This window comes from Paraburkholderia sp. BL9I2N2 (assembly GCF_004339745.1).
GTDB lineage: Bacteria > Pseudomonadota > Gammaproteobacteria > Burkholderiales > Burkholderiaceae > Paraburkholderia.
In genome coordinates, this window is sequence record NZ_SMGP01000002.1 from 522035 (window position 1) to 546493 (window position 24459).

The 24459-nt window shown below is 64.0% G+C and carries 22 protein-coding genes; 10 read left to right on the forward strand and 12 right to left on the reverse strand.

The window, feature by feature from the left end:
• Positions 1 to 85: 85 nt before the first annotated feature.
• Together B0G74_RS24245 and B0G74_RS24250 are read right to left on the reverse strand one after the other, a co-directional pair.
• Complete coding sequence (locus B0G74_RS24245; protein WP_132377401.1) at positions 86 to 637, reverse strand: type 1 glutamine amidotransferase domain-containing protein; 552 nt, start codon at positions 635 to 637, stop codon at positions 86 to 88.
• A gap of 146 nt (positions 638 to 783) precedes the next feature.
• Complete coding sequence (locus B0G74_RS24250) at positions 784 to 1125, reverse strand: chemotaxis protein (protein ID WP_132377402.1); 342 nt, start codon at positions 1123 to 1125, stop codon at positions 784 to 786.
• Positions 1126 to 1328: 203 nt separating this feature from the next.
• Between B0G74_RS24250 and B0G74_RS24255 the strand changes: the two genes are divergently transcribed.
• Positions 1329 to 2648, forward strand: coding sequence for a DNA topoisomerase IB (locus tag B0G74_RS24255; RefSeq protein ID WP_132379334.1), 1320 nt, complete (start codon positions 1329 to 1331; stop codon positions 2646 to 2648).
• 22 nt (positions 2649 to 2670) lie between these two features.
• On the opposite strand, the gene B0G74_RS24260 is transcribed toward B0G74_RS24255, so the two are convergent.
• Together B0G74_RS24260 and B0G74_RS24265 are read right to left on the reverse strand one after the other, a co-directional pair.
• Positions 2671 to 2967, reverse strand: a complete 297-nt coding sequence (locus B0G74_RS24260) for a hypothetical protein (protein ID WP_132377403.1) — start codon at positions 2965 to 2967, stop codon at positions 2671 to 2673.
• 282 nt (positions 2968 to 3249) lie between these two features.
• On the reverse strand, positions 3250 to 3543 hold the full coding sequence (locus B0G74_RS24265) for a hypothetical protein (RefSeq protein WP_132377404.1): 294 nt from the start codon (positions 3541 to 3543) through the stop codon (positions 3250 to 3252).
• Between the two features lie 368 nt (positions 3544 to 3911).
• Here B0G74_RS24265 and B0G74_RS24270 point away from each other — a divergent pair, with 368 nt between their 5' ends.
• The 4 genes from B0G74_RS24270 (at position 3912) to B0G74_RS24285 (ending at position 7185) form a co-directional block, all read left to right on the forward strand.
• Positions 3912 to 4439 (forward strand): PRC-barrel domain-containing protein, encoded by a 528-nt coding sequence (locus B0G74_RS24270; RefSeq protein WP_132377405.1) that lies wholly within the window; start codon positions 3912 to 3914, stop codon positions 4437 to 4439.
• 151 nt (positions 4440 to 4590) lie between these two features.
• Positions 4591 to 4977 (forward strand): DUF3175 domain-containing protein, encoded by a 387-nt coding sequence (locus tag B0G74_RS24275; protein ID WP_132377406.1) that lies wholly within the window; start codon positions 4591 to 4593, stop codon positions 4975 to 4977.
• A gap of 91 nt (positions 4978 to 5068) precedes the next feature.
• On the forward strand, positions 5069 to 6388 hold the full coding sequence (locus B0G74_RS24280) for a cation:proton antiporter (protein WP_132377407.1): 1320 nt from the start codon (positions 5069 to 5071) through the stop codon (positions 6386 to 6388).
• A gap of 227 nt (positions 6389 to 6615) precedes the next feature.
• Positions 6616 to 7185: an FUSC family protein gene (locus B0G74_RS24285; protein WP_132379336.1), complete on the forward strand. Its 570-nt coding sequence runs from the start codon at positions 6616 to 6618 to the stop codon at positions 7183 to 7185.
• Here B0G74_RS24285 and B0G74_RS24290 read toward each other — a convergent pair whose 3' ends face one another.
• Positions 7186 to 8136 (reverse strand): cupin domain-containing protein, encoded by a 951-nt coding sequence (locus tag B0G74_RS24290; RefSeq protein ID WP_132377408.1) that lies wholly within the window; start codon positions 8134 to 8136, stop codon positions 7186 to 7188.
• Positions 8137 to 8252: 116 nt separating this feature from the next.
• On the opposite strand from B0G74_RS24290, the gene B0G74_RS24295 reads away from it, so the two are divergent.
• Positions 8253 to 8624 carry a carboxymuconolactone decarboxylase family protein gene (locus tag B0G74_RS24295; protein ID WP_132377409.1) on the forward strand — a complete coding sequence of 124 codons (372 nt, stop codon included), beginning with the start codon at positions 8253 to 8255 and terminating at the stop codon, positions 8622 to 8624.
• A 196-nt stretch (positions 8625 to 8820) separates the two neighbouring features.
• On the opposite strand, the gene B0G74_RS24300 is transcribed toward B0G74_RS24295, so the two are convergent.
• Positions 8821 to 9873: an aldo/keto reductase gene (locus tag B0G74_RS24300; protein ID WP_132377410.1), complete on the reverse strand. Its 1053-nt coding sequence runs from the start codon at positions 9871 to 9873 to the stop codon at positions 8821 to 8823.
• Between the two features lie 226 nt (positions 9874 to 10099).
• Between B0G74_RS24300 and B0G74_RS24305 the strand changes: the two genes are divergently transcribed.
• Positions 10100 to 14602: a DEAD/DEAH box helicase gene (locus B0G74_RS24305; RefSeq protein ID WP_132377411.1), complete on the forward strand. Its 4503-nt coding sequence runs from the start codon at positions 10100 to 10102 to the stop codon at positions 14600 to 14602.
• A 239-nt stretch (positions 14603 to 14841) separates the two neighbouring features.
• Positions 14842 to 16845, forward strand: coding sequence for a cyclic di-GMP phosphodiesterase (gene pdeR / locus B0G74_RS24310; protein WP_132377412.1), 2004 nt, complete (start codon positions 14842 to 14844; stop codon positions 16843 to 16845).
• A gap of 50 nt (positions 16846 to 16895) precedes the next feature.
• Here the strand turns inward: pdeR and B0G74_RS24315 are convergent, their stop codons facing one another.
• Entirely contained in the window at positions 16896 to 17780 is an 885-nt protein-coding gene (locus tag B0G74_RS24315) for a crotonase/enoyl-CoA hydratase family protein (RefSeq protein WP_132377413.1), read from the reverse strand.
• Between the two features lies 1 nt (position 17781).
• Between B0G74_RS24315 and B0G74_RS24320 the strand changes: the two genes are divergently transcribed.
• On the forward strand, positions 17782 to 18078 hold the full coding sequence (locus tag B0G74_RS24320) for a hypothetical protein (protein ID WP_132377414.1): 297 nt from the start codon (positions 17782 to 17784) through the stop codon (positions 18076 to 18078).
• Positions 18079 to 18206: 128 nt separating this feature from the next.
• Here B0G74_RS24320 and B0G74_RS24325 read toward each other — a convergent pair whose 3' ends face one another.
• Positions 18207 to 19310: a malate/lactate/ureidoglycolate dehydrogenase gene (locus B0G74_RS24325; protein WP_132377415.1), complete on the reverse strand. Its 1104-nt coding sequence runs from the start codon at positions 19308 to 19310 to the stop codon at positions 18207 to 18209.
• Positions 19311 to 19365: 55 nt separating this feature from the next.
• Complete coding sequence (locus B0G74_RS24330) at positions 19366 to 20826, reverse strand: M20 family metallopeptidase (RefSeq protein WP_132377416.1); 1461 nt, start codon at positions 20824 to 20826, stop codon at positions 19366 to 19368.
• A gap of 216 nt (positions 20827 to 21042) precedes the next feature.
• Here B0G74_RS24330 and B0G74_RS24335 point away from each other — a divergent pair, with 216 nt between their 5' ends.
• Positions 21043 to 21354, forward strand: coding sequence for a superinfection immunity protein (locus B0G74_RS24335; protein WP_132377417.1), 312 nt, complete (start codon positions 21043 to 21045; stop codon positions 21352 to 21354).
• A gap of 70 nt (positions 21355 to 21424) precedes the next feature.
• Here the strand turns inward: B0G74_RS24335 and B0G74_RS24340 are convergent, their stop codons facing one another.
• From B0G74_RS24340 to B0G74_RS24350, 3 genes are all read right to left on the reverse strand, one after another.
• On the reverse strand, positions 21425 to 21697 hold the full coding sequence (locus B0G74_RS24340) for a YodC family protein (RefSeq protein ID WP_132377418.1): 273 nt from the start codon (positions 21695 to 21697) through the stop codon (positions 21425 to 21427).
• 487 nt (positions 21698 to 22184) lie between these two features.
• Positions 22185 to 23753, reverse strand: coding sequence for an MFS transporter (locus B0G74_RS24345; protein ID WP_132377419.1), 1569 nt, complete (start codon positions 23751 to 23753; stop codon positions 22185 to 22187).
• 31 nt (positions 23754 to 23784) lie between these two features.
• Entirely contained in the window at positions 23785 to 24423 is a 639-nt protein-coding gene (locus B0G74_RS24350) for a TetR/AcrR family transcriptional regulator (RefSeq protein ID WP_132377420.1), read from the reverse strand.
• Between the last annotated feature and the right edge of the window lie 36 nt (positions 24424 to 24459).

Below are 24459 nucleotides of genomic sequence, written 5' to 3' on the forward strand. Positions count from 1 at the left end.
TCGACGGATACACCGAAGCGGAACCGGTGAAACGTGGCGCGACATTCATCAAATGCGAATGCGCGCGCTCCGCGCGTCACTCCGCTCATGCCGCCTTGCGCTTCGACAATTGCGCAATGAGCGTTCTGTTAAAAGCCGGCAGGTCGTCGGGTTTGCGGCTGCTGATCAGATTGCCGTCCTCGACCACTTCCTGGTCCACCCACGTGCCGCCCGCATTGCGAATGTCGTCCTGCAAGCTCGGCCAACTCGTGAGTGTGCGGCCCTTGATGATGCCCGCCGACACCGGCAACCACCCGCCATGACAGATCACGGCGATCGGTTTCTTCGCGTTGTCGGCGGCTTTGACGAAAGCTTGTGCCTGCGGCAGCAGACGAATCGCGTCGCCGTTCACCACGCCGCCCGGCAATACCACGGCGTCATAGTCGTCGGCGCTTGCCTTGTCGAACGTCGCGTCCACCTCGACGGCGTCGCCTTTGTCCACGTGCTTGAAACCCTGGATCTTGCCGGGCTTGGCTGAAATGACGTGCACCGTTGCGCCTGCTTCAGCCAGTGCGCGTCTTGGCTCGATCAGTTCTGCCTGTTCGAAACCGTCCACCGCGAGAACCGCCACCTTGTAACCCTTCAGCGTGTCAGACATGCATATTCCCCTTCCTGTAAGTGCTGGAGCGGGCTTGTCGCGACGCCCGACCCCATCATTAATGTCAGTTCAGCAAAAGACGTGCCCACGCATTCGACCGCCTGCCCGAGCCATGCGCCCATCTCTCATCGCTGTCCGAAGCAGAATCAAAGACCTTGCGGGTCATCGTCGAGGCCATCATCGTCGTTAGCCAGCGGATCGATCACCCGGTCGGGCTCGATATCACCGTCCGGCACAAGCGTCGAATCACCGTCGGCAGCGGCGCGTTCGCCTGTGCCGGCACGATCCGTATCGCTGCCAAGTTCGGTGTCGCCGGTTTCGAGCGCGTGGTTGTCCAGTTCGGTATCCACGTCGAACTCATGACGCTTCGCACCAGCGACGTCGCTGCCGCTATCGGACGAATCGCTCGGACCGAGCGCGCCGGTCGTGCCGGCGGTTTGCTTGACGACCTGTTGCGGCTCTTCATCGGGATTCAGTGTGCTGCTCATCGCGCTCTCCTTGGTTCGTTCGTTCATTAAGGTACCCGTAGCGAGAGTTCGCAAGGACTGTTCCGCTCGTTCACGAAGTAACCAGAAGCAACCAGCAGCAGCCATGCGCGCCACGCCGAAGGCGATGCCAGGCATTGCCTTTGCTTGCAGGCACAGTCACCGGCGCAAAGCGCGCCCTCTGCTTGAAACTTCTACCTGCGACGATGGCTGCCACACCTACTTCGATTCAACGCCGCCCTGAACGCGCGGACGACGACAACGCGAAACAGCCCGCGCCGGCCGCCATGCCGCCGGGCTTGCGCCATGCCGACGATACGAAAGCCGGCATCACGCGTCAGCGTGAGAAAGACGGCTTCGCGTACTTCGATGCGGCGGGCAAACGCATCGACGATGAAGACGAAATCAAACGCATCAATGTGCTCGCGATTCCACCGGCTTATGAGGACGTGTGGATCTGCCCGGATGCGCGCGGCCATATCCAGGCGACCGGCCGCGACGCGCGCGGCCGCAAGCAATATCGCTATCACCCGCGCTGGCGTGAGACGCGCGATGCGGACAAATACGAACGCATGGCCGAGTTCGGCCGCGCGCTGCCCAAGATCCGCGCCCGCGTCGCGCGTGACCTGAATCTGCCGGGCATGCCGTGCGACAAAGTCATCGCCGCGATCGTGCAGTTGCTCGACACGACGCTGATCCGGATCGGCAGCGTCGAATACGCGCGCGACAATCAGTCGTACGGATTGACGACGCTGCGCAAGAAGCACGTGAAGATCGAAGCCGGCCAGTTGCGTTTCAGGTTTCGCGGCAAGAGCGGCATCGAACACGACGTGACGGTGAACAATGCACGCGTGAAGCGCATCGTACGGCGCTGCGCCGAACTGCCGGGCCATGACCTGTTCCAGTACCTCGACGAAGACGGCACGCGCCGCACCGTCGGCTCCGCCGATATCAACGACTATCTGCGCCGCGCGAGCGGTGCGGATTTCACAGCCAAGGACTATCGCACGTGGGCCGGCAGCGTCTATGCGTTGGCCGCGTTGCGCCGCTTGATGTGCAGCAGCGCGGCGGAAGCGCGCCGTCATATCGTCGCGACCGTGAAGGATGTGGCGGCGTTACTGCGCAATACGCCGGCCGTGTGCAAGCGTTGCTACATTCACCCTGCGGTGATCAGCTCATTCGAAGCGGACGAATTGCAGAGCCTCGCGCCCGCTCAATCGCGCCGCGGGCTGAGAGTGGACGAGGTCGCGTTTGCCGCGCTGCTTGCGCAAGCCGAGAAACGCGCGGCGAAGCTCGCGCGGCAGGCTGGCGCGAAGGGGCGCAAGGCGCGCGAAGCGGCGGTGGCGGACAGCATCGACGATTCGATCACTAGCCTGCTGAAGAAGTCGCGCGTGGTGCGTAAAGCAGCGGCGGCAAAGGCCGATGCAAAGGCTGGTGCGCAAGGAACCCGGCGCGCGGCTGCACCTCGGGTTGCGGGCGTGCGCGCGACGGGTGCATCGCGCGCAGCAAAACAGGCGGCGCCTTGAAAGAGCCGCCACTCAAGGTTCGTCACACCTCTTCCGCGAATGCGGCCATCACGAGCCACATGTCGCGCTCGCCATCGTGTACCTCGGCAGCGAGCGCATACGGATCGCCGGGCGAACAGACGCGCTCGAGCGCTTCATGCGCGACCTCGCCGTTGTCGAACACATGGGCCGACAACGGCCGCACTTCCTGTTTTCCTTCGAACATCTGCTGATTCCTTCGATACACGAGGGTCTGCGACTTCCAGTTGCGAAAACATTCCCGGACGTGCGCGAAATCGCCGCCGCAAATGTTCATTTGATAGTGGATCGTTTGCGTCATGATCGTATCTCCCGCGATGCACCGGGCGTGCGCCTCTGCTTCCTGGTGTCCTTGAAACAAGAGAGTCGAACCGCACGCTTTAGTCGCATCGATACAGGCGGAGCAGTGTCTCCGTAGTTGCCGACATTCCACTGCTCCGATACTACACGTTCTTAGGCGTTGATTTTTTCCCCGCCCATCGGGATTCCGAAAGAACCGGCGCTGGGCTCGCGCCGATTGCACCTCACTGGTCGGAAAGCTGCCCGACCCTTCGTCATGGCCCCGCCGCTCGACAGAGTGCTCTCACTGGCCTTTCGTATCGCTGCTCGCATCCGCCCCCGGCATATTGGTGGAATCGGTCTTCGCCTTCTTGGCTTTTGTCTTCGACATGTGATGGGATTTCGAGCCAGTGGAACTCATCGCGCCCGATGCGGCTTGTCCATCCGTGGTCGGCGCTGCGGTCGCCGCGCCGTGCGCGTTGCCCGAGCCGCCGGAGCCACCATTGCCGCCGTTACCGTTGCCACCGCCCGCTTGCGCGAACGCCGCCCCCGACATGGCGAAAAGTGCCGATGCCAGCAGTGCTTTTGAATATTTCATTGAAGTCTCCGAGGATAGATGGACCACATAGACAGCGTTCGTACGTGATTGATCGCGCTGCTGCCTGAGCAGTCAGCAAGGGCTATGCCTCATAGCGGCGCCGTACCGGTATCCTGGTGGCAGGCCATGTTGCCGCCAACCCGTGAACGCACTTTCTCAGTTCTCCTCGTCTATCTATCCCGACGAAATATTTTCAAACGCGTCAGCACCCTTTACGCGTTCAGCGTGACGCTCCACACGCGCTCTTTGCAAACGCAGACGAGCTTCGAGCAAGGATCACCACCACTGCGCCGCTGCACCCCGTCCGGAATTGGAAGGAACGCCGGTTGCTCAGCCTTGCACACACTTACCTGTAGAGGAGGCTCATCATGCTGAACCAGACACAGACACAAGCCGGCATGCGGCAAGACCAAGGCGCCCGAATCGTCGGCAAGGGCAGCGCGACCGCGGACGGCCCCGGCCCGGACGTGATGGCCGCCGCCACGCTCGACGGCAACAAGGTGCTCAGCAGCGACGGCGAGGACATCGGCAAGATCAAGGACATCATGCTCGACGTCGGCTCGGGCCGCGTTGCGTATGCCGTGCTCTCGAGCGGCGGCTTTCTCGGCATCGGCGACAAGCTGCTCGCCATCCCCTGGCATGCATTGACGCTCGATACCGGGCGCAAGTGCTTCGTGCTGAACATGACCGCTGAGCGCGTGAAGAACGCACCGGGCTTCGACAAGGACCACTGGCCATCCATGGCGGACCAGACGTGGGCCACGTCCGTGCATCAGTACTATGGCAGCGAACCCTACTGGGGTCGCGACTCGTATGCGCGTCGCGACGACTACGGTGTCGGCGACGTTCCGCCCGCGTCGTCGGACGCGCCGGAGGCTGGCGGGCTGAAGTTGTAACGCAGGCTCGCGGCGGACGCGCACGAGCGCAACCGGTCACCCGTGTCCGCGCCGATGCGCCGGCATGCCGCCATCGCGGCAGCCGGCGCGTTTCAGTTTGAGCGCACAATAAGCTCGATCAGCGCGCACGACCCGTTGAGGAGGCGCCATCATGGCCACCCGGAAATCCACCAGCAAGTCCAAACGCCCCGTCGCGCGCGGCAAGTCGGGCCGGCCGCCACGCCAGCGGCACGCCCAGGCACACGCGGCGCATCGCGCCAAAAGCCCGAAGAAATGGTCGCATCACGTGATGGAAACCAGTGACGCGATGGATATCCAGCACGATATTTTCAAAACCGGCAGCGCGGAGTCGATTGCGCAATCGCTCAAGCAGTCGTCCACCAAAAGCCGCCGCCGCAAAGGCACGCCGTTCCAGTCGGCGATGTCGATGCTGAACTTCTATATCAATCGCGCCGGCAGGAACCTGCCGAAAACGCGCCGCGACACCTTGCAGCAAGCCAAGCGCAAACTGCGCGAAGCATTCGGACGCGCGCCTTGAAATGACGCGTCAGTGACTGACGCGTTCCGGCGCACCTTTCTTCAACCGGCCACGCATACGGTACGCGTATGCGGGCCCTCACCGGATGCTCATGCACGAAACTTTGTGGTTTCTCATCGTTGGCGCCGTGCTCGTTTTTATGGGCCTGGCGGCAACGGCGCTGCGGCGGCTACCCATCAGCGCCGCCATGTTTTATCTCGCGATCGGCTACTTCCTCGGGCCGCCCGGTATCGGCCTGTTGCGCCTCGATATGATCGCCGACGCGCATCTGCTGCGTACCATCACCGAAGTCGCACTGCTCGTCTCGCTGTTTGCCATCGGTCTGCGGCTGCGGCTCGGCATGCTCGAAAAACTCTGGACCGTGCCGCTGCGTCTCGGCTTCCTTGCGATGCTCGCGACCATTCCGCTGCTGATGCTGTTCGGCGTGTACGTCCTGCATCTCGGGTGGGGGCCGGCCTTACTGCTGGCGGCGATTCTCGCGCCGACCGATCCGGTGCTGGCGCACGACGTGCAAGTGCACAACCCCGGCGATCACGACCTGCTGCGCTTCGCGCTGTCCGGCGAAGGCGGACTGAACGACGGCATCGCGCTGCCCTTCGCGATGCTCGGCCTGGCCTTATGCGCGGCGCCCGCCGCCGAAGCGGGCGACCTGTTGAACCTGGAACTCGCGGGCAGCATCGTATGGGGCGTGGCGGGCGCGATCGCCATCGGCGGCATGCTCGGCTGGGCCACGACGCACGCGGTGGCGTGGCTGCGCACGCGCCACGCGCAGGCGCTCGGGCTGGAGGGTTTCTTCGCGCTCGGATTGATCGAACTGTCGTTCGGCGCCGCGCAACTCGCGCATACCTATGGTTTTCTGGCCGTGTTCGCGGCCGGTGTCGCGATGCGCCGTGTCGAACATCGCGCGAGCGGCGGCCAGTCGCCTCGCGAAACCATCGGCACCGTCGATTCGGAAGACGTCGAAGCGACCGCGGCGAATCCGAGCAAAGCGCACGCTTATATGACGGAGTCGGTGCTCGGCTTCACGATCGAACTCGAACGCATCGCCGAAGTCGCCGTCATGGCGATGGTCGGCAACGTGCTCGCCACGATGCACACCCCGCTCTTCACCTGGCAGACTATCGCGCTGACCGCTGTGCTGTTCGTGCTCGTGCGGCCGATATCGGTGGAGTTGTCGCTGGTGGGATCGAGCGCGACGCCGACGCAACGGCGTTTGATGAGCTGGTTCGGGATACGCGGCATCGGTTCGTTTTACTACCTGGCGTACGCGCTCGAGAACGGCGCCGCTGCCGACGTCGCTCCGCTCGTGCCGCTCACGCTGGCTGTGATCGCGGCGTCGGTGGTGATTCACGGAGTCTCGGCGACACCGTTGATGAATTGGTATCGCCGGCTGCGCAGTCATGAAGGTTAGTCACGATCGCTCAAACACGTGAATGCCCGAGGCATGTAGTCCGTATGCGTGGTGGCCGCCTTCGCCGGACTCCGCGTGTTCTTCACGGCAATCACGCTGCCACTCGATCTCGCGCTCCACGCCACGGCTTGGCCCGTTCGGTGCCGGCGCGCCGGTCTCTGCTCGACCGTCAATTGGAGTCGCTAGAATACGGGACCTTCATGCTGCAACAAACCTTCTCACCTTCGATGACCCCACCCGACGATTCCCGACGCACGGCACGGGCGAGCGCCACCAACTCGCTGTTTGCCTTTCTCAAGTCGTTGCCGCTCGGCGAGCGCCTGATCGAAGGTGGCTTCATGGCCGTGCAGGCGGTCGCCGGCGCGAGTCTCGCCGTCGCCATCGGCCGCTTGCTGCATACCGAGCAGACCTTCTGGGCCGCCATTACGGCCATCGCGGTCAGCCAGCATAGCTACGTCGACACCCGCAACCTGTCGCGCGATCAATTCATCGGCGCGATGGTCGGCGGCTTGTGCGGACTCGTGGGCGCCACGTTCGGCGAGGGCTATTTCGCGGCCTATGCCGCCACGGTGGGTGTCGCGATCGCCCTGTGCTGGGTCCTGAACGTCGGCAGCGCGGCGCGTCTGGGCGGCATTACGGCGACGATCATGCTATTGGTGCCGGGCATGGGTCCCGCGTGGGACAAAGCCCTCATGCGCCTCGGCGAAGTGACGCTCGGCACGATCTGCGCATTGCTGGTGGCCTTCCTGATGTCGTGGATCGAACGGCGCTGGTTCGGCAAGCCGGGCAAACCGTAGCTAGTTCTCCGCCCCATCGTTCTCTTGCGGCCGACGCCGGTAGCGTCCCGGCGGCATGCCGACGCTTTGCTGAAACGCCTTGCCGAAGGCGGCCTCCGATTGATAGCCGACCGCCTCGCCGATCTCGGCCGCGCTGCGCTGCGTGCGGCGCAGCAGATCGCACGCGATGGTCATACGGATCTGCGTGAGAAAGTCCATCACCGTCATGCCCGCGCGCTCGTTGAAATGGCGTGCGTAAGTCGCGCGCGACATGGCGGCGAGTTCGCCGAGTTCGGCGATGGTCCACGCCCGTTCGGGAGCGCTCAACATGCCTTGCACGGAAGCGCCAAGGCGCGCGTCGGCCAGCAGCGCGAGCACGCCCGAAGCCGATGCGTTCTGCTCGCCGTGCACGCGTAGCGCCATGGCGAGGAGCGCATTGCTCAAGGCGGTGACGATCGCGAGGGCGCCCGCCTGCCGTCGTTCGGCCTCGCTGCGCATCAGCGCAATCACCGTTTGCAACGAGTCCAGCGTTTCCATGCCGCCGAGCGAGACATGGAACGGATCGGGCAACGCGTTCAGCAGCAAGGCCGACGAACCGGGCGAGTAGACAAAGCGGCCACACAGAAGATCGAGGTCGGCGGGGACGTGGGCGCCGTCGTGGCCGTCGTTGCGCCGTAAAGGCAGCATGCCGTCATGGCCTTGCGTCACCGGCGCAGTGGCGGCCGAGCGTTGCACATCGCGCACACGATGCGCCGCGCCGCGTGGAAACAGCATGAAGTCGCCCGCGTGCAATGCACGCTGCGCGCCGTCAGCGGTTTCGACGACGCATGCGCCGTCCAGCACCAGGTGGAACGGCGCAATGCCCGCTTCCTCCCGGCCATGATCGATATCGAAAGCGCCCGAGAGCAGGCAACGCAGATCGAGGCTGGCTTGCGGGCGGGCGAGGTCGATCAGTCGGCTGAGCGTATCCATGAGACGATCGCGCTAAAAGTTGAGCGAATCGAGTATTCAGGATATCGCGGCGCAGCGCAATACTTGTCTCACGACGCCGGCACCCGCCGACGCGCAACAGACCAAGGAGCACTGCCATGTTGAACTGGATCGATTACCGTCAAGAACTGTTCGGCCGGATCGGCGAGATCGCCAAACTGTCGCCGGACACCGTCAGGGGCTATCAGGCGTTGTCGAGCGCCGGCCAGAAGAAGGACCTGCTCGGGGCCAAGACGCGCGAACTGATTGCGCTTGCGGCGGCGGTCAGCCTGCGTTGTGACGGCTGTATTACCGTGCACACCGCCGAAGCGCTCAAGCATGGCGCGACGCGCGAGGAAATCGCCGAAGCGCTGGGCGTGGCGGTCGCGATCAATGCGGGCGCCGCGATGGTGTACTCGGCTCGCACAATGGATGCTGCCGCGGCTTATACGGCGCAGGCAGTTGAAGCAGCTCAAGGCGCGGCGGAATAAGCGGCCGCACTGCGAGCCGCTTAAGTAGCCGACGTAGCGGATGCGGCCGCAGCCGCATAGGCGCCCGCTCCGCCAATCGCGCCGGGGGGATGCCAGGACCAGGCACCGCGTTCACAGTCCGTGCTGTTCTCACGCGGTGTCCAGCCGGCATCGGCTTGCTGCGGCTTGCTACGGTTGACTTCGCTGACGGCTGCCGCTACGGCGCCGGATGCCGCGCCTCTTCAAGCTGCTTGCGGCGTGGCTCACCTTGCCGCTCCAGCATCCAGCCCGGATATTCCGCGGGCAGCGTGCTGACCTGATCGAGCTTCGCAAGCTCATCGGCGGTGAGCGAAACGCCCGTCGCGGCGATATTGTCGTCGAGCTGCTCGACCTTCTTCGCGCCGACGATCACCGTGGTCACCACCCGTTGATGCAGCAGCCACGCTAGCGCGATCTGCGCGACCGACACTCGCTTTGCCTCGGCGATGTCGCGCATCACGTCGATACAGTCATAAGCGCGCTCGCGATTGACCGGCGGAAAATCGAACGTCGTGCGGCGGCTGCCCGTTTCGCCCTGCTGCTCACGTCCATACTTGCCGCTCAGCAAGCCGCCCGCAAGCGGACTCCACACCATCAGGCCGAGGCCTTCGCTGTGCAGCATCGGCGCGAGTTCCCGTTCGAGGTCGCGGCCCGCCAGCGTGTAATACGCCTGCAGCGTTTCGAAACGCGCGAGCCCAAGGCGCTCGGAAATGCCGAGCGCTTTCACGATCTGCCACGCGGCCCAGTTCGACACGCCCACATAGCGAACATGGCCGTGCTGCACCAGCGTGTCGAGTGCGCGCATGGTTTCCTCGATCGGCGTGGCCGGATCGAAACCGTGGATCTGATACAGGTCGACGTGATCGAGTTGCAGACGCTTCAAGCTCGCCTTCACACCGTCGATGATGTGATAACGCGAGGCGCCGCGCGCATTGGGAAACTCGCCCGTCTGGCCGAAGACCTTGGTGGCCACCACCACTTTGTCGCGCGGCACCTTGAGGTTCTTCAGCGCCTGGCCCGTGATCTGTTCGGACAGGCCCTCCGAGTAGACGTCGGCTGTGTCGATGAAATTGATGCCCGCGTCGAGCGCCCGGCCGACCAGCCGCTCCGCGTCCCCCTGCTGCAGATCGCCGATCTGCTTCCAGATGCCCCCGCCGCCGCCGAAGGTCATCGTGCCCAAACATAATTCTGAAACAAACACACCGGTACGGCCCAACTGGTTGTATCGCATCGTCGAGACTCCAACGTGGTTCGTGGATGGATGAGGCGTAGAGAGTACTGCAATTGGCAAAATCCGGCAGAGCGAGCGGCAAGCTGTGCCCCACGGCAAAAATTGCCGTAGCGCAGGCTCTCCATTGCGACATAAATGCCGATCTGTAGCGCTCGGCAAAACGCGTGGAAACCTGCCAGACTGGTTCCTGATCCTTGCAACCGGTTGCCTTCGGCGCCCTCTGGATATGGCACGCCCCGCCCCCATCTACGCGAGCATGACTTCGGCTTCCACTACCGCCGCCTTGGGCGCGGCGTCCGCCAATGCATCCGTCGCGACACCCGCCATCGGGCTCTCGACGGCCGGCGCGCTCGCCGATTTCCATCCGGCTGTCGCGAGCTGGTTCCTCAAGACCTTCCCCGCGCCGACCGCCGCGCAAGCCGCCGCGTGGCCGCAGATTCGCCGTGGCCGCTCCACGCTGGTGGCCGCGCCGACGGGTTCGGGCAAGACGCTCACCGCCTTCCTGTCCGCGCTCGACGATCTGGTCCAGCAAGGCCTCGCCAACGGCGGCGCATTGCCGGACGAAACGCTGGTGGTCTACGTGTCGCCGCTGAAGGCGCTCTCCAACGACATCCGCCTCAATCTGCAACTGCCGCTGCAAGGCATCGCCGCGGAACTCGACGCGAGCGGCTTGCCGCCGCTGGATATCCGCACCGCCGTGCGCACCGGCGACACCACGCAGCAGGAACGCAACGCGTTGAAGAAGCGCGCGCCGCATATTCTCGTGACGACACCGGAATCGCTTTACGTGCTGCTCGGTTCGGACTCCGGCCGCCGCATGCTTTCGACCGTGCGCACGGTGATCGTCGACGAAATTCACGCGCTCGCCGGCAGCAAGCGCGGCAGCCATCTCGCCCTCAGCCTCGAGCGGCTCGACGCGCTATGCCAGCGGCGCTTGCCGCGTATCGGCCTGTCGGCGACGCAAAAGCCGGTAAGCGCGGTCGCGCGCTTTCTGGTGGGCGGCGGCGGCATCGACAGCGGCATTCCCGCCGATTGCGCAATCATCGACGTGGGTCATATCCGCGAACGGGACCTCGCGCTCGAAATCCCGCCCGTGCCGCTCGAAGCGGTGATGCCCAACGAGGTATGGGAGCGCGTCTACGACCGTCTCGCCGAGCTGGTGGCGATGCACCGCACCACGCTGATTTTCGTCAACACGCGCCGCATGGCCGAGCGCGCCGCGCGTCATCTGACCGAGCGGCTGGGCAAGGACGTGGTCGCCGCGCATCACGGCAGTCTCGCCAAGGAGCATCGTTTCGACGCCGAGCAGCGCCTGAAACGCGGCGATTTGCGGGTGCTGATCGCCACCGCTTCGCTGGAACTCGGCATCGATATCGGCGACGTCGACCTGGTCTGCCAGATGGGTTCGCCGCGCGCGATCGCACCGTTCCTGCAACGCGTCGGACGCTCGGGCCATCATGTGGGCGGCATGCCGAAAGGCAGGCTGTTTCCGAATTCGCGCGACGATCTGATCGAATGCGCCGCGCTGCTCGATTGCGTGCGACGCGGCGAACTCGACGCGCTGCGGATTCCGCGCGCGCCGCTCGATGTGCTCGCCCAGCAGATCGTCGCGGAAGTGTCGAGCGCGGAATGGAGCGAGGACGCGCTGTTCGAGCTGATGCGGCGCGCGGCGCCGTACGCGGACCTCGAACGCGAACAATTCGACGCCGTGCTGCGCATGCTCGCCGAAGGCTACACGAGCCGCAACGGTCCGCGCGGCGCCTATGTTCATCGCGACGTCGTGAGCGGCACGCTGCGCGGCCGGCGCGGCGGCAAGCTGGTCGCCGTCACGTCGGGCGGCACGATTCCCGAGAACGCCGACTATGCCGTCGTGCTCGAACCGCAGGCGATCAATATCGGCACCGTCAACGAGGATTTCGCCGTCGAAAGTCTGGCTGGCGACGTGTTTCAACTCGGCAACGCGTCGTACCGGATTCTGCGGATCGAAAGCGGGCGCGTGCGCGTGGAAGACGCGCAAGGCCAGCCGCCGAATATTCCTTTCTGGCTCGGCGAGGCGCCGGGGCGCAGCGACGAACTGTCGTTCGGCGTCGCGCGATTGCGCGAACAGATTGGGCGTCTTCTAGATGGCGTGGGAACGGCGGCCGGTTTGACGGACACGACCGGCACCGAGGTCGAAACGCTCCCCGCCCGCATCGACCACGCGATCGACTGGCTCGTCGACAACCTCCATCTCGACGAAGCCGCCGCGCGCCAGATCGTCGACTATCTTGCCCGCGCGCGCGCCGCGCTCAGCGTGCTGCCCACGCAAAACACGCTGGTCATGGAACGTTTCTTCGACGAATCCGGCGGCACCCAGCTCGTCATTCATGCGCCGTTCGGCAGCCGGGTCAACCGCGCGTGGGGCCTCGCGCTGCGCAAGCGCTTTTGCCGGACCTTCAACTTCGAGCTGCAAGCGGCAGCCACCGAGGACGCGATCGTGCTGTCGCTGACCGGCAGCCATTCCTTTGTGCTCGACGACGTGTGGCGCTATCTGCATTCGAACAGCGCCGAGCATCTGCTGATTCAGGCGCTGCTCGATGCGCCGCTGTTCGGCGTGCGCTGGCGCTGGAACGCGACCACCGCGCTCGGTCTGCCGCGTTACACCGGCGGGCGCAAAACCGCGCCGCAATTGCAGCGCATGCGCAGCGAAGATTTGCTGGCGAACGTGTTTCCCGAGCAGGCTGCGTGTCTGGAGAACGTCGTCGGCGAACGCGAACTGCCGCATCATCCGTTAGTGGACCAAACCGTCGACGACTGTTTGCACGACGCGATGGACAGCGAACGCTGGCTCGCGCTGCTGCGCCGTATCGAACAGGGCGACGTGCAACTGGTCGCGCGCGATTTGCCGGCGCCCTCGCCGCTCGCCGCCGAAATCCTCAACGCCAAACCGTACGCCTATCTCGACGACGCGCCAATCGAGGAGCGCCGCACGCAAGCCGTGCTGAACCGCCGCTGGACCGACCCGTCGAGCGCCGATGATCTCGGCGCGCTCGATGCCGAAGCCATCGACAGCGTGCGCGACGAAGCATGGCCGCAGGCGCGCAACGCCGACGAGATGCACGAAGCGTTGAGCGGCCTCGCCTGTATCACCGAGGCCGAAGCGCGGCGCAACGAAGGCTGGCCGGCATGGCTCGCGTCGCTGGCCGAATCCGGCCGCGCCACTCGCCTGCAACTGGCCGGCGACTCGGCCGTGTGGCTGCCTGTCGAACGCCTGACCTGTTTTCAGTCGCTCTTTCCCGACGCCCGCTTGGCGCCGCCCGTTGCCGCGCCGAAAGGCTACACGGAGACCTGGAACGCCGACGACGCCCTGCTCGACGTGCTCCGTGCGCGCCTGACCGGTTTTGGCCCGTTGCCGGTCGGCGCGATCGCTGAAGCGCTGAAGTTGCCGGCGGCATCGGTCGAACAGAGCCTCACGCGCCTCGAAGCCGAAGGCTACGTGATGCGCGGCCGCTTCACGCCGCAAGCCGCCGAGGAAGAATGGTGTGAACGGCACCTGCTCGCGCGGATACACCGCTACACGGTGAAACGCCTGCGGCGCGAAATCGAGCCGGTGGAACGGCACGACTTCATGCGCTTTCTGTTCGAGTGGCAGCATCTGACGCCGGACACGCGCAGCGAGGGGCGCGACGCGCTGGCCGCGGTCCTCGAACAGCTCGAAGGCTACCAGGCCGCGGCGGGCGCATGGGAGGAAGACATCCTGCCCACGCGCGTGAAGGCCTACGCGAATACTTCGCTCGACGAACTATGCCGCGCCGGCAAAATAGTCTGGACCCGCCTGACGGAACGCGCGCGCGGCGCCACCGGGCCGGTCCGCAGTACGCCGATCGTGCTGTTGCCACGCGCGCAGGTCCGCGTGTGGAGCGCGTTGCTCGATCCGTCGAAGCAGCCGGAGTTGTCGGCGCGCGCGCAAAGCGTGCATGACACGCTCGTGCAACACGGGGCAATGTTCTTCGATGAATTGCTCGCCGAAGTTCGCGTATTGCGTATGGAATTGGAGAGCGCGCTGGGCGAGTTGGTGGCCGCGGGGCTCGTGAATTCGGACAGTTTTGCCGGCTTGCGCGCCTTGCTGAAGCCCGTCGCCAAACGCAACGCGTTTTCCAGCAACCGGCGCGCGCGCTCGAGTGCGCTGATCGGCGGCATGGACGACGCCGGACGCTGGGCGCTGGTCAGCCGGCCCAGCGCTGCTGCGGCATCAGAGACCGTGCCGGAGCGCCGCCGGCAGTTCCCACCCGAAGTGCTGGAACATGTCGCGCTGACGCTGTTGCGCCGTTATGGCGTGGTGTTCTGGCGTCTGCTCGAACGCGAGGCCGAATGGCTGCCGCCGTGGCGAGACCTGCTGCGGGTTTTTCAGCGGCTCGAAGCGCGTGGCGTGATTCGCGGCGGGCGCTTCGTGAATGGTCTCGCCGGCGAACAATTTGCTCTGCCCGAAGCGATTCCCGTGCTGCGAGAAGTGCGGCGGCATGCGAACGACGGTGCTTTTGTGTGTGTCGCCGGGACCGATCCGTTGAATCTCGCGGGCACTTTGCTGGTCGGCGAACGTGTGCCCGCTGTCACGGGAAACCGGATTCTGTATCGCGACGGCGTTGTAGTGGCCACGCTCGTGTCAGGGACTTTCTGGTTCGAACCGTCGCTGGAAGCGGTTCCCGTCGAAAGGGAAAAGGCTCGCGCGTGGCTGGCGCGACGGTTTTAGCTGTTTAGAATGTGCGCGGGTTGCCGTAAATCACCTGTGCCTGACGGGAAGAGCGCGGGAAAGAGCACGTAAAAAAGCACCTGAAAAAGCCCTAAAGATGGAAGTCTTACTGACCGTTAATCTTTATAAGCCCTAATTCCAATCGCTTCGCTACAATGGGGACAGTCTTAAGTATGATGAAGACTGTTTGCCGACTCCGCCTTCACGGCGGCCACCGGCACACACCGCCCGGGGATCTCATGAACGACGACCAACACGAGCAGGTGCTTTATGCCCAGTTCGGCACAAGCAGCCCATGCTGGCGTCTGTCGAACGACAGCAACGCGCTAGAACTCACGCCCGTCACCGGCGACGTGCCGGCCAATGTCGCCATTCCGCTGAATCCTCAGCAGGCCTCGCAAATCCGCTGCCTCACCGGCGTGACCTCGCATCTCGTCCTCGACGTGCGGCTGTTCGGCGAACCGCTGCGTTTGCATCTGGTCGGCAAAAAGCTCAGCAGCAACAGCTGGGCCGGCACCGCCTCGGCCTATGACGACACGGAATCCGTCGCCCGCGATCTGGTTCACGGCCTCTCGTTCGCCGAGCAGGTCGTGTCCGAAGTGAATTCGGTCGTCGTGATCGTCGACCGGCATGGCCGAATACAACGCTTCAACCGTCTTGCCGAAGAACTCACGGGCGTCAAGGAAGAGAACATCATCGGCCGCAACGTATGGGCGTTGTTCATGTCCACCGAAGACGGCGCGGCCTCCAGCCAGAACATTGCAGGCTTCTTCAATCGCGGCGTGTCGTACGAAGTCGAGCGGCGCGTCAAGACGGTGCATGGCGAACGGCTCTTTCTGTTCCGCAACAAGTTCGTCCACAGCGGCAGCGGCGTCGAGGAGCAATTCCTGATCTGCTCAGGCACCGACATCACCGAGGAACGGCTCGCGCAGGAACGCCTCACCGAACTGGCGAACACCGACTCGCTCACCGGGCTCGCGAACCGCAACGCGATCCAGGACAAAATCCGCACCGCCATCGAAGACGCCGCGCCGGGCGAAGCGGTCGGCGTGCTGTTCCTCGATCTGGACAACTTCAAGAAGGTCAACGACCACTACGGCCACGTATTCGGCGACCGCCTGATCCGCGACGTGTCGTCGGCCATCAGCGAGTGTCTGAATGAAGGCGATACGCTCGCGCGCCTGGGCGGTGATGAATTTATCGTGCTCGCGGCCAAGGGTACGGCGCACCAACTCGAAACCACCGCGCAACGCATTCTCGAGCGCATGCGCACGCCGTTCGCCCTCGGGCTCGTGGAGGTCTACACGGGTTGCTCGATCGGCATCGCGCTGTATCCGGAACACGGCGACAGCCTCGAGTCACTGATCCGTTCGGCCGACACGGCCATGTACGTCGCCAAGGACGAAGGCAAGCGCACGCACCGCGTGTTCTCGCCGGAAATGAACCGCCGGGTCGCCGAGTATATGTGGCTCGACACCAACCTGCGGCGCGGCCTCGAAGAGGGCCAGCTGACGCTGCACTACCAGCCGAAACTGTCGCTCGCCACCGGCGTGGTGCAAGGCGTCGAAGCGCTGGTGCGCTGGAATTCGCCGGAGCGCGGGCAGATCATGCCCGCCGAGTTCATCCGTTACGCGGAAGAGTCCGGGCTGATCGGCGTGCTCGGTCGCTGGGTCATGGTAACGGCCGCGAAACAGGCCGCCAAATGGAAGGCGGACGGCTACAACCTGCGCATCGCGATCAACGTATCGGCGCGGCAACTGGTCGATACGGCCGTGGTCCGCCATTTCAGCGAGGCGCTGCAGGCCGCCAATCTCGATCCCTGCCTGATCGATCTCGAACTGACCGAGAGCTGCCTGATCGAAGACGAAACAGCCGCGATCGATCTGATCAAGCAGTTCCGCCAGCTCGGCGCGCAGGTTCATCTGGACGATTTCGGCACGGGTTATTCGTCGCTGTCGCAGCTTGGCCGGATTCCGCTCGACGTCATCAAGCTCGACCGCAGCTTCGTGCGCTCGATCAACGCCGACACCAAAGCGCAGGCACTGGTGCGCTCCATGGTGGCCGTCGCGCAGGAATTGAATTTCAAGGTGGTCGCCGAAGGGATCGAGACCGAATCGGAAGAAGTGTTCATGAAGGGCTTGGGCGTGGATTACGTGCAGGGCTTCCTGTACGGCCAGGCCATGCCGACGGCTGAATTCGAACGCTGGTTGCAGGATAGACAGAAGCTCAGGCTGATCGCCTGAGCTTCCGGACCGCCCCCCTTACGGCTTACTGTGTTCGAACCCAGGTCAATTCAGCCGAAATTGGCCGCGCTGGCCGTCTGGCGCAGGTTCGAGGTACGGCGGTTCTGCAGCATCACCAGCCGCTCCATGAAGGCGAGATCCTTCTCCTCGATCGTGAAGGCGGCGTCGACCCAATCCTCGGTGATTTCCATCAGCTCGGCGCGCGAGAGTTGCAGCACGCGCTGGCGCGCCCGCAGCATCGCCCGGATGCCGTTCATTTTCGGCTTGAGCGTGTCGATGAAAGTACGGGTCGCCATATAGGCTTCGCCCGGTTCAAACAGCTGATCGACCAGACCTTTGCCGTAGTGCCATTCGGCCGTGTGCGATTCGCCGACGCCGATCAGCTCCTCCGCGAGCCGCATGCCGGCCTTGCGCGCCACCAGTGAATAACCGCCCATGCCCGGGAACAGGTTAAACGCGATCTCCGGGAAGCCCATGCGTGCGTCGTTCTGCGCGAGCAGAAAATGATGCGCGAGCGCTGCCTCGAAGCCCCCGCCGAGTGCCGTGCCTTCCACCATCGCGATCGAAATCGCCCCCGTGTCGAATCCCCGTGACGCCGCATGCACGCAATCCACACAAGCCCGTGCATAAGCCATGAGCGCCTGACGCTTGCCGGCGCGGATCGCATCCGCGAAGAAATCCAGATCGCCGCCGACGTTGTACATGGTCGGAATCAACGAACCGGTGACCCAGAAATCGATCGGCAATCCCGACTCTCGTGCTGCCTGCGCGAGTTCCAGGATGTCATGGACCAGATCGAGATTGAAACAGGGACGCGGCTGCGCCCGCAACATCATCCACATGACGTTGCGGCCTTCTTCGTAGTAAGCCGAAATTTGCGAAAGATTGCCGGCTTCGAGGAACGGGCGGCAGGCGTGGTGGTTATGCAGATTCATTTTGAACGGTCCTTTTAAGGTTAAACACTGGTATTGCAATGCGAGCCTAAAGCAGACCGGAATCGGATGGGAGCGGGGTAACCAACAGATGAATGCAAGCCGCGTTCAAAAGCCCGCCAGCAGGCGCTCTGCGGGAAAGAGGAAGGTCGATGGCATGTGGCGCGCACGCAAACGCTTGCGCACCGAAGATGGGCGAAAATTGACCCACAAAAAGGCACGCGGCAGCAATCAATATGCGCCCGCGCCGGGATTGAATTTCTTGCCGGATCGAAAAAAGAAAGAAATAGTCGCCGATTAGAAAATGCAATCGAAAATAATCAGCGACGAATGGTTTTTTCTCTGATTGGTGGGCTAGCAGACGGTGTATCCGCTTCGCATGATAAAACGCGGGCGGCCCACCGCGCGCCGCGCCTTTGCATCAGCGTCTTATTGCAAACGCGCGGACCAGTGGCCGGCTTCTTCCGCGCTCATCCCGACGGCCAGCGCCGCGGCGAGAATCTGCGCCCACGTGGCCGCGTCCACGGGAATACCCTCGGCCTCGCGTTGCGCGCGCGTCACGCGCTCGGGTTCGCCGGGCTCATAGATACGGTCGACGCCCGATGCGAGCGGCGATGCCTTCACCCAGTCGATGAACGCGTCGGCTTCGGCTTGCGCATCGGGCGCGTCGAACGCGGCCGGATCGATGATCACCGACAGCATGCAGTTGATGATCGCGTTGGTCGTGCCGAGCGTGGTCGAGTGCGTGGTAAAGCCGCCCGACAGCGCGCCGCCGAAGATCTCGCACAGGGCCGCGAGCCCGAAGCCCTTGTGCCCGCCGAACGGCGTCAGCGAACCGAACGGCGCTTCGTGCATGACTTTGGGTTCGAGCGTGGCGCGGCCCTCGTGATCGATCAGCGCGCCGGGTTGCACCTGCTTGCCCTGGTTATAGGCGACGCGCGTCTTGCCATACGCGACCGTGCTGGTCGCGAAGTCGAGCACGAGCGGCGGCTTGCCGGGCCGCGGATAAGCGGCGCAAAACGGGTTCGTGCCAATGCGCCGGTCGGCGCCGCCGAACGGCGCGACGAGCGGATCGCCCGCCACGTTGACGAAATGGAACGACACGAGACCGGCACGCGCGCACTGTTCGGCCCAATGACCGATGCGCCCGATGTGATGCGCGCCGCGCAAGCCGACCGCGCAGATGCCGATGCGTTTGGCGCGTTCGATGCCCTGCTCCATGGCCTCGAACGCCACCACCTGGCCGAAGCCTCGGCCGCCTTCGACCGTGAGCACGGCGCCCGCGTCTTTCACCACGTCGGCATGCAGGTTCAACTGAAGCTCGCCGTCGGCGAGCGACGCCACATAGCGCGGAATCATCCCCACGCCATGCGAGTCGTGACCGGTCAGATTCGCCGCCACCAGATGATCGGCGACCAACTCCGCTTCGCGTGGCGTGCTGCCCGCCTTTTCCCAGATCGCTCTCACATAGGCATGCAATTGATCGGCCGGAATCCGGGGCGTGGCGAGTTGAGCGGTCGAGTTATCGGTCATTCACAGTGTCGGCGGACGTGACGGGTTCAGGGCAAACGACGGTCGAAGAGATGGCTCAAGGCGCGGCGGCGATCACCTCGGCGACCGCGGCCGTGAGCTTCTTGCCGTACGGCACGTGCAGGAACTCGTTCGGCCCGTGCGCATTCGACTTCGGTCCGAGCACGCCGCAGACCATGAACTGTGATTTCGGGAAGCCCGCCTTCAACACGTTCATGAGCGGGATGGTGCCGCCCTGCCCCATATAGGCGACGTCGGCACCGTAGTGCTGGCGCGACGCGTCGTTGAGCGCCGTGGCAAGCCACGGGGCGAGGTCGGGCGCGCTCCAGCCGCTTGCCGCGCCGGCGTCAGGCTTGAACGTCACCTTGGCGTTGTACGGCGGATCCAGTTCGAGCAGCGCCTTCAGTTCGGCGACGGCCTTCTCCGCCTCGATCATCGGCGGCAGACGCAGCGACAGCTTGAACGCCGTGCGCGGACGCAGCACGTTGCCGGCATCGGCCAACGCGGGCAAGCCGGCCGCGCCGGTTACCGACAGCGACGGACGCCACGTCGAATTGAGCAAGGCCTCCTTCGGATCGGTGGTGGTGGGCAGCACCTGACGGCCGTCCTGGCCGCAGGCCCACGGCAGCTTCTTCCAGACGTCGTCGCCGAGAATCTGGGCGGTGGCTTCCGCTTCGCGCAGACGGTCCGCCGGGATATCGACGTGAAAACCCTTCGGCAATAGCGTGCCGTTGGCGGAGTCTTCGAGACGGTCGAACAGTTGCCGCATGATGCGGAAGCTCGACGGCGCGATGCCGCCATAGCCGCCCGAGTGAATGCCTTCGTCGAGCACCTGCACTTCGAGGTCGCCGGCGACCAGTCCACGCAGCGAGGTGGTGAGCCACAGTTGATCATAGTTGCCCGCGCCCGAATCCAGGCACACGACCAGACCCACCTTGCCGAGCCGCTCGCGCAGCGCATCGACGTACGGCAGCAGATCGTAGCTGCCCGACTCCTCGCAGGTTTCGATCAGACCGACGCAACGCGGACGCTCGACGCCTTGCGCATCCAGCGCGGCAAGTGCGGTGATGCTCGCGTAGATCGCGTAGCCGTCGTCGGCGCCGCCACGGCCGTAGAGCTTGTCGTTCTCGAGCTTGGGCGTCCACGGCCCGAGGTCGTTGCGCCAGCCGTCGAACTCGGGTTGCTTGTCGAGATGGCCGTACAGCACAATGGTTTCCTCGCTGCCCGAACGGGTCGCCGCCGACTCGAAGAAGATCACCGGCGTGCGGCCCGGCAAGCGAATGATTTCGAGTTTCAGGCCGCGCACCGGCTGCTGTTCGGCCCATTGCGCCGCGTCGGTGATCACGCGCTCCAGATAGCCGTGCTTGACCCACTCGGGATCGAACGCCGGACTCTTGGCCGGCACGGCGATGTAGTCCGTCAGCGCGGGCACGATCTCGTCGTTCCACTTGCGGTCCACGAATTCGCGTAGCGTCTCGGGGTTGATGCGTTGGGCCTGCTGGGTATCGTCGGAGATCATGATGGCGGTCCGTGGGGATCTGTTCTGTCGAAACGATCATGATAGACCCGATGCGGGATTGGCTGAACCCCTCGCCGCGCATCGGCTTGGTGAACGACCAGGGCGACTGCCCGTCGCAGCCGTCTCACGAACGGCATGCAACCTTTGCGGCGAGCTTACGCAAACAAAACAATCGCGCGACAATTGCGGCATAGGTCGCGTATCGGGAGCCGCTTCATGGAGGGCAACGTCGTCGTGCAGGCCATCGCCGCGGTGCTGACACTGGCGCTGTATTTTCTGCCGGCCCTGGTGGCGGACCGGCGCAAGCGTCATGACGTGCTGACGCTCGCGCTCTTCAATGCATGCCTCGGCTGGACCGTGTTCGGCTGGCTGCTCGCGCTCTATTGGGCGTTGCAACCAAACCCGCCGAAGAACATCGCGGGCGAGATCGTGGAGACGCGCAAGCTCGTGAGGATGCGAGCGTTTTCGTCCGCGCTGCTGGTGCGCGTGCAACGACGCGCAAGCACGCGGGATCGCTCGGAGAAGTGAATCTGGTGTGGCGTGGATGAAGCACAAAACGGACTGGCCGGCCGGAGCACCGGCCGACCACGCGGGCTGTTCAGGCCGCGCGGCTCATGCGGTTCCACAGAACGGAACCGGCGGGAATCGAGCGCGGCTCGGTGCGCACGCTCGCGGGTGAAAACATCTCGCGGCGCAATTCGCCGTGTTCGTCGAACCATTCGCATATCAGCCAGTCGCCGGGGTTGAGCGCCACTGGGCCTGCATACGTTACCGTCATGCGCGAGCCCCCTTCCTTCAATGTGACGACGTCGCCGACATTGAACTGGGCGGCTGGCGGTGTCTGGAATGCGTCAATGGTAGCGGTCAGCATATTCATCCCCCTACGGAACCGTTGTGCGGTATTTAAGTCATTGCGCCGGGTTTTTCGACTTTAGACCTGCTGAAGGAAAACGCTAAAAAGTTTGCCAAGATTAACAATCGAAATTAATCGCCGCAAGTGCTTTTTATTGATACCGTTTTCATCGACAGTGGAATTGCTTCCACCCTCGAGCTATCGATGGGCAAAACCGGGAAAACCCTTCAATGCCCCGCCAGGCCGCCCCTTCATGCGGCAGTGCACGATCGCAAAACTTACAGCGGCGAACTGCCGGCGGACAGCAGAAAATACGAACGTCTTTCGTCATATCTAATGCCCCGACCAGAACCATTCAGGGTTTATTCTGAGTCGCCACAAGCGAAATTACCTGTGAATGACTAACTCACCGGTAAATGCGCCATGCTTAAAATCGGCCTTGTTTAAAAAAAACGCCTAATAATTTCCGATAGCTTTGTTGAAAACGATTCCCGCTTCCGGATTTTCAAACCGGCTGCGCCGAGCGGCGCAGCGCGATTTGCTGATGCCGCACGAGCAGCACGCTCAGGCCAATGCACACGAACATCAGCAGTGCATTGATTGCGAGGCTGACCTGGAACGCGTGCGCGTAATCGCTTGGTGCCGCGCGGCCGCCGATCGCGCCGAAGAACGCGCCGCTGATGGCCGCCGTGCCGAATGCGGAGCCGATCTGCAGCGTCGACGACACCACGCCTGAAGCAAGCCCGGCCTTCTCCGGCACGACCTCCAGCAACACGATGCGCATGATCGACGGCAGCAGCAAACCATGTCCGACGCCCGCGCACACCAGGCCGCAATAGAACAGCAGATCCGGCGTGGCCGACTGGGTGGCGGACCAGCCGGTGACCGTGAAGCCGACCGTCATCATCGAAAAACCGAGCGTGAGCACATGGCCGCCGATGCGCTTGACCACCGCCGGCGAGGTCAGCGGCCCGACCACGAAACCGATCGCGAACGGCATGATCGCCATGCCGGATGCGAGCGGCGTCCAGTGCAAGCCGGTTTGCAGGAAGATCCCGTAGGTCAGGAAAAACGCGCTATTGCAGTAGAACAGGAACGCGAGCACCAGCCCTAACGCGAAGGCCCGGTTGCGGAACAATTGCAGGTCCACCAGCGGATGGCCGCCGCGGCGCTCGACGCGCTGCTCGGTCATCACGAAGAGCGCGAATGCCGGGACGGCAAGCGCGAACATCACGAAGGTCCACGCCGGCCAGCCGGCTTCGCGGCCGTGCGTCATCGGGTAGATGACCAGCAGCAGCACGGCGGACAGCAGCGCCACGCCCTTCACGTCGATGCCGGTGCGCGTGGCCGGCTGATTCTCCGGCACGAACTTCCACGTGCCGACAAACGCGGCAATACCGATCGGAATGTTGATCAGAAAGATGATGCGCCAGTCGAGCCCGAACGGGTGATACGTGATCAGCGCACCACCGCCCAACTGGCCGACGATCGACGACAAGCCGAACACGAAGCCATACAGGCTCATCACCTTGGTCTGCTGATGCAGCGGCACGACCGCGCGAATCGTCGCGAGCACCTGCGGCGCCATCACGGCGGCCGCGATACCCTGCACGATCCGCGAGATCACCAGCATGTGTCCGCTGGTCGCGAAGCCGCACAGCGCCGAGGCGACCACGAACGCCGCCATGCCCGTCATGAACATGCGGCGACGGCCGAACAGGTCGCCGAGCCGCCCGCCCGTGATCAGCAGCACCGCGTACGCCGACGCATAGGCGGAAACGACGAGTTGCAATTGCGCGTCGCTGGCGTTCAGGCCGGTGTGAATCGAGGGCAGCGCGAGATTGACGATGAAGTAATCGAGCGGTGCGAGGAAGGCGCCGACGAACAGCACCGCCAACGCAAGGCCCTGCCGTTCGAAACGCGGCTGAGCCTTGTCGACCGCTGCTACCACGCCAGTTGCCACGCCCGTTGCCATGCTCGCGGCCGCGGCGCCAGGACAGGTCACCGCTGAAGCTGCGGCGCCTTGGGGTCCAACGAATGCCGCCGGAGCGGACTTGATCGCTTCGCTGTTCATGACTGATCGTTCAAAAATTCGGCAAAAAAATTTAGACGAGCGCGCGCATGGCGACGTCCACGATTCCTATCAGCGCATCTTCCTGATGAGCGACCCGCCCCAGCACGCGCAGACCTTGCATCACGCAGAGGAGGAAATCGCCGACGGCTTTTTCGTCGAGTGTGGAGTTGAACGCGCCGCTCGCCTGGCCGCGAATCACCGACGCCGCCAGCAGCGTGGCCATGCGGCGCTGAATCGCGGCGACGCGCGTGCGCAGTTCTTCGTCGCCGGGCTGCATTTCCAGCGTGGTGTTGGTGATGAGGCAGCTGCGTTCGCCGGTCAGCGCGCACGCGACCCGCGCGTAATGCAGCAAAGCGTTGCGCAGCGCCTCTTCCGGCGGCACCGGCGCATTCAGCCGCTCGGCGAGCCGCGCGACCGAACCTTCCGCGTAGTGATCCAGCGCGGCCAGCATGATGCCGTGCTTGTCGCCGAATACGCCGTAAAGACTGCCGCGCAACAGGCCGGTGGCTTTGCACAGGTCGTCGATCGAGGTGGCGTGGTAGCCGTGGTTCCAGAACACCTGGCTCGCGCTCGCCAATACCGTGTCCGTGTCGAACTCGCGCGGCCGGCCCCGAGAGCAGACCTCGCCGGCTTTCTTCGCGGATTGTTTCGAATCGCCTGATTGCTTCATGCAGCGGATATTATGACTAACCGTTCAATAAAGCAA

Bases quoted from the DNA above. Each gene is read 5' to 3' on its own strand.
- B0G74_RS24315 (WP_132377413.1), bottom strand. From the start codon at position 17,780: ATGAATCTGCATAACCACCACGCCTGCCGCCCGTTCCTCGAAGCCGGC.
- B0G74_RS24265 (WP_132377404.1), bottom strand. From the start codon at position 3,543: ATGAAATATTCAAAAGCACTGCTGGCATCGGCACTTTTCGCCATGTCG.
- B0G74_RS24255 (WP_132379334.1), top strand. From the start codon at position 1,329: ATGGCTGCCACACCTACTTCGATTCAACGCCGCCCTGAACGCGCGGAC.
- B0G74_RS24295 (WP_132377409.1), top strand. From the start codon at position 8,253: ATGTTGAACTGGATCGATTACCGTCAAGAACTGTTCGGCCGGATCGGC.
- pdeR (WP_132377412.1), top strand. From the start codon at position 14,842: ATGAACGACGACCAACACGAGCAGGTGCTTTATGCCCAGTTCGGCACA.
- B0G74_RS24280 (WP_132377407.1), top strand. From the start codon at position 5,069: ATGCACGAAACTTTGTGGTTTCTCATCGTTGGCGCCGTGCTCGTTTTT.
- B0G74_RS24260 (WP_132377403.1), bottom strand. From the start codon at position 2,967: ATGACGCAAACGATCCACTATCAAATGAACATTTGCGGCGGCGATTTC.
- B0G74_RS24345 (WP_132377419.1), bottom strand. From the start codon at position 23,753: ATGAACAGCGAAGCGATCAAGTCCGCTCCGGCGGCATTCGTTGGACCC.
- B0G74_RS24305 (WP_132377411.1), top strand. From the start codon at position 10,100: ATGGCACGCCCCGCCCCCATCTACGCGAGCATGACTTCGGCTTCCACT.
- B0G74_RS24245 (WP_132377401.1), bottom strand. From the start codon at position 637: ATGTCTGACACGCTGAAGGGTTACAAGGTGGCGGTTCTCGCGGTGGAC.
- B0G74_RS24270 (WP_132377405.1), top strand. From the start codon at position 3,912: ATGCTGAACCAGACACAGACACAAGCCGGCATGCGGCAAGACCAAGGC.
- B0G74_RS24340 (WP_132377418.1), bottom strand. From the start codon at position 21,697: ATGCTGACCGCTACCATTGACGCATTCCAGACACCGCCAGCCGCCCAG.
- B0G74_RS24285 (WP_132379336.1), top strand. From the start codon at position 6,616: ATGACCCCACCCGACGATTCCCGACGCACGGCACGGGCGAGCGCCACC.
- B0G74_RS24325 (WP_132377415.1), bottom strand. From the start codon at position 19,310: ATGACCGATAACTCGACCGCTCAACTCGCCACGCCCCGGATTCCGGCC.
- B0G74_RS24335 (WP_132377417.1), top strand. From the start codon at position 21,043: ATGGAGGGCAACGTCGTCGTGCAGGCCATCGCCGCGGTGCTGACACTG.
- B0G74_RS24290 (WP_132377408.1), bottom strand. From the start codon at position 8,136: ATGGATACGCTCAGCCGACTGATCGACCTCGCCCGCCCGCAAGCCAGC.
- B0G74_RS24250 (WP_132377402.1), bottom strand. From the start codon at position 1,125: ATGAGCAGCACACTGAATCCCGATGAAGAGCCGCAACAGGTCGTCAAG.
- B0G74_RS24350 (WP_132377420.1), bottom strand. From the start codon at position 24,423: ATGAAGCAATCAGGCGATTCGAAACAATCCGCGAAGAAAGCCGGCGAG.
- B0G74_RS24275 (WP_132377406.1), top strand. From the start codon at position 4,591: ATGGCCACCCGGAAATCCACCAGCAAGTCCAAACGCCCCGTCGCGCGC.
- B0G74_RS24300 (WP_132377410.1), bottom strand. From the start codon at position 9,873: ATGCGATACAACCAGTTGGGCCGTACCGGTGTGTTTGTTTCAGAATTA.
- B0G74_RS24330 (WP_132377416.1), bottom strand. From the start codon at position 20,826: ATGATCTCCGACGATACCCAGCAGGCCCAACGCATCAACCCCGAGACG.